Raw genomic sequence first — 3399 nt, 5'->3', positions numbered from 1 at the left:
CGGCTGCAGCAACTACCATTGAACTCATCGACGCCCACTGGCGGCGTCCCGTGCGAGCCTCATGAAAGAACTCACCGTCGCGCTTGGTGCGCGCAGCTACCCCGTCTGGATCGGACAAGGCCTCATCGACGACGCGCCCCGCTGGCGCGCGGCGATCCGCGGCCGGCACGTGCTGATCGTTTCCAACACCACGGTGGCCCCGCTCTACCTTGAGCGCGTGCGCGCAGGGCTGGAAGGTTTCATTGTCGGTACCCACCTGATCGGTGACGGGGAAGCTGAGAAAACCTTCGCCAATGTGAGCGAGGTCCTGGCATCGCTCGCCCGCCTGGGCGCCACCCGCGATGCCTGCGTCATCGCGCTGGGCGGCGGCGTGGTCGGCGACCTGGCGGGCTTCGCCGCGGCCTGCTGGATGCGCGGCATCGACTTCATCCAGATGCCCACCACCCTGCTGGCAATGGTCGATTCCTCGGTGGGCGGCAAGACCGGCGTGAACGTGCCCGAAGGCAAGAACCTCGTCGGTGCCTTCCACCAGCCGCGCGCGGTGGTGGCCGATATCGACACCCTGGCCACCCTTCCCGACCGCGAATACCGCGCGGGCCTTGCCGAGGTCGTCAAGGGCGCGGCCATCGGCGATCCCGGCTTCTTTGCCTGGATCGAAGAACATGCCGACGCACTGAAGGCCCGCGAGCCCGCGCTCACGGCCGAGGCCATTGCCCTCAAATGCGCCTACAAGGCCGGCGTGGTGGCCCGCGACGAGACCGAGCAAGGCGAACGCGCCCTCTTGAACCTGGGCCACACCTTCGGCCACGCACTGGAAACCGCCGGCCACTACACCACTTTCCTGCACGGCGAGGCCGTGGCGGTGGGCATGGTGCTGGCGGCGAAGCTTTCTGCGCAGTTGGGGATGGCCCGAAGCGAAGACACTGCGCGCCTTGCCACCCTGCTCACACGCCTGGGCTTGCCCGTCGATATGCCCAATGGCAGCGACCCGGGCGAGTTGTTGCGCCTGATGAGGCTGGATAAAAAGACCAAGGCCGGCGTACTGAAGCTGATCCTCTGGCGCGGTATCGGCCGGGCCGAGATCGTGCCTGGCGTCGCCGAGCAGGACGTCCTGGCTGTGCTTGGCAACTAACGCTCACGCGCGCCGACCGCCTACAATAGAAAGTTCCGCGGCGCCACCAGGCACCCCATGCGCATCTACATGCAAACCAGGCCCGACGCCGCCGAGGCGCCGCGCTATTACCAGCTGAGCCTCGAGCAGGATTTGCTCGGCGGCTGGATGCTCTATCGGGAATGGGGCACGCAGGGCGGCCGGGCCAGCCTCAAGCGCGATGTTTTCCTCGAACGCGACGACGCAATGGCCGCGTTCGAAAAAGCCCGCGATGCGCAATTGAAGCGTGGATTCAAAGTGATGTTCAGCCAGGGACAGGATTCGCCGTATGGCCGTTGAATTGAAGAACGATCGCTTCCTGCGCGCCCTGCGCCGGGAACCTACCGACACCACGCCGTTGTGGGTGATGCGCCAGGCCGGCCGCTACCTGCCTGAGTACCGCGCCACGCGCGAACGCGCCGGCAGCTTCATGGCCCTGGCCCAGGCCCCGGAGCTGGCCTGCGAGGTCACCCTGCAGCCGCTGGCGCGCTTCGACCTGGACGCGGCGATCCTCTTCTCCGACATCCTGACCATTCCCGACGCGATGGGGCTGGGGCTCACCTTCGCCCAGGGAGAAGGACCGCAGTTCGACCGTCCCGTGCGCAGCGCCGCGGATGTCGCACGCCTGGCCGTTCCCGACATGGACGGGGAACTGCGCTACGTGATGGACGCGGTACGCCTGATCCGCCGGGAACTCGACGGCCGCGTGCCGCTGATAGGCTTTTCAGGCAGCCCCTGGACGCTTGCCTGCTACATGGTCGAGGGCCACGGTTCGAAGGACTTCGCCCGGGTCAAGGCCATGGGCTGGAGCGATCCGGCATTGATGCACCAGCTTTTGGGCGTGATTGAAAAATCAGTCAGTGCTTACCTGATCGCCCAGGCCCAGGCCGGTGCCCAGGCGCTGATGGTGTTCGATACCTGGGGCGGCCTGCTGGGCCCGAAGGCTTTCGGGGAATTCTCGCTTCGCTACATGACAGGCGTGGTCGATGCGCTAAGGGCCCATGCCGCCTCGCGCGACCTGCCGGTGATTCTTTTCTCCAAGGGTGCCAACGGCCACTTCGAGGCCCTGGCTGACACCGGCTGCACCGCGCTGGGCGTGGACTGGACCGCCGACATCGGCGACGTCCGGCGCCGCGTGGGCAGCCGTGTAGCCCTGCAAGGCAACCTGGACCCGGCCGTACTGCGGGCTACGCCGGCGATCGTCGAACGCGAAGCGAAAGCCGTGCTGGACGCCTTCGGCAACCATCCAGGGCACGTGTTCAACCTCGGCCACGGCATCACGCCGGAAGTCGACCCCGAAAACGTGAAGGTACTGGTGGACACCGTCCACACCCATGGCCGGACGATCCGCGGCAGCTAGCCCAAACCCGCTATAATCAACGGCTTTCCCGCAAACTGCCGCCGCCCGCATGGACAAGAGCTTCGAGCCCAGCCAGATCGAGACCCGCTGGTACGATCACTGGGAATCCAACGGTTACTTCAAGCCCTCGGGCAAGGGCACGCCCTACAGCATCATGCTGCCGCCGCCGAACATCACCGGCACGCTGCACATGGGCCATGCGTTCCAGCACACCATCATGGACACGCTCATCCGCTATCACCGCATGCGTGGCTTCGACACGCTGTGGCAGCTGGGCATGGACCACGCCGGCATCGCCACGGAGATGGTAGTCACCCGCCAACTGGAAGCGGAAGGAAAGAAGCGTTCGGACTTCGACCGCGAGTCCTTCGTCGAGCGCGTCTGGAAGTGGAAGGGCGAATCCGGCGGCACCATCGGCCGCCAGATGCGCCGCCTGGGCGTCTCCGGCGACTGGTCGCGCGAGCGCTTCACCATGGACCCCTCGCTGTCGACGGCCGTGATCGAGACCTTCGTGCGCCTGTACGAGGAAAAACTCATCTATCGCGGCCAGCGCCTGGTGAACTGGGACCCGGTGCTGAAAACAGCCATCTCGGACCTGGAAGTGGTCAGCGCCGAGGAAGACGGTTCACTCTGGTCGATCCGCTACGACCTGGCCGATGGCACAGGTTCGCTGGTGGTTGCCACCACGCGTCCGGAAACGATGCTCGGCGACGTCGCCGTGGCCGTCCATCCGGAAGACAAACGTTATGCTTCGATGGTGGGCAAGACCCTGCGCCTGCCGTTGTCCGGCCGTGAGATCCCGATCATCGCCGACGATTACGTCGAGCGGGAATTCGGCACCGGCTGCGTGAAGATCACCCCGGCCCACGACTTCAACGACTACGCCATC

The 3399-nt window shown here is 65.9% G+C and carries 4 protein-coding genes; all 4 read left to right on the top strand.

Annotated elements, in window-relative coordinates; genetic code table 11:
* Window positions 1–61: 61 nt before the first annotated feature.
* A complete protein-coding gene (aroB, locus tag VK519_RS14190) occupies window positions 62–1132 on the top strand; it encodes a 3-dehydroquinate synthase (RefSeq protein ID WP_324350808.1) in 1071 nt (356 codons plus the stop codon).
* A 57-nt stretch (window positions 1133–1189) separates the two neighbouring features.
* On the top strand, window positions 1190–1450 hold the full coding sequence (locus VK519_RS14185; RefSeq protein ID WP_324350806.1) for a WGR domain-containing protein: 261 nt from the start codon (window positions 1190–1192) through the stop codon (window positions 1448–1450).
* Entirely contained in the window at window positions 1440–2510 is a 1071-nt protein-coding gene (hemE, locus tag VK519_RS14180; RefSeq protein WP_324350804.1) for a uroporphyrinogen decarboxylase, read from the top strand. Before VK519_RS14185 ends, hemE begins: the two co-directional genes overlap by 11 nt.
* A 49-nt stretch (window positions 2511–2559) precedes the next feature.
* Window positions 2560–3399 (top strand): class I tRNA ligase family protein (locus VK519_RS14175; RefSeq protein ID WP_324350802.1); only part of this gene is annotated, 840 nt, incomplete at its 3' end.

Source organism: Pinirhizobacter sp., assembly GCF_035317885.1.
Lineage (GTDB): Bacteria > Pseudomonadota > Gammaproteobacteria > Xanthomonadales > Rhodanobacteraceae > Pinirhizobacter.
Note: the sequence above shows the minus strand (reverse complement) of the source record. Positions and strands in the feature narration are given on the sequence as shown.

Coding starts and splice junctions, on each gene's coding strand:
- aroB (WP_324350808.1), top strand. CDS start 62: ATGAAAGAACTCACCGTCGCGCTTGGTGCGCGCAGCTACCCCGTCTGG.
- VK519_RS14185 (WP_324350806.1), top strand. CDS start 1,190: ATGCGCATCTACATGCAAACCAGGCCCGACGCCGCCGAGGCGCCGCGC.
- hemE (WP_324350804.1), top strand. CDS start 1,440: ATGGCCGTTGAATTGAAGAACGATCGCTTCCTGCGCGCCCTGCGCCGG.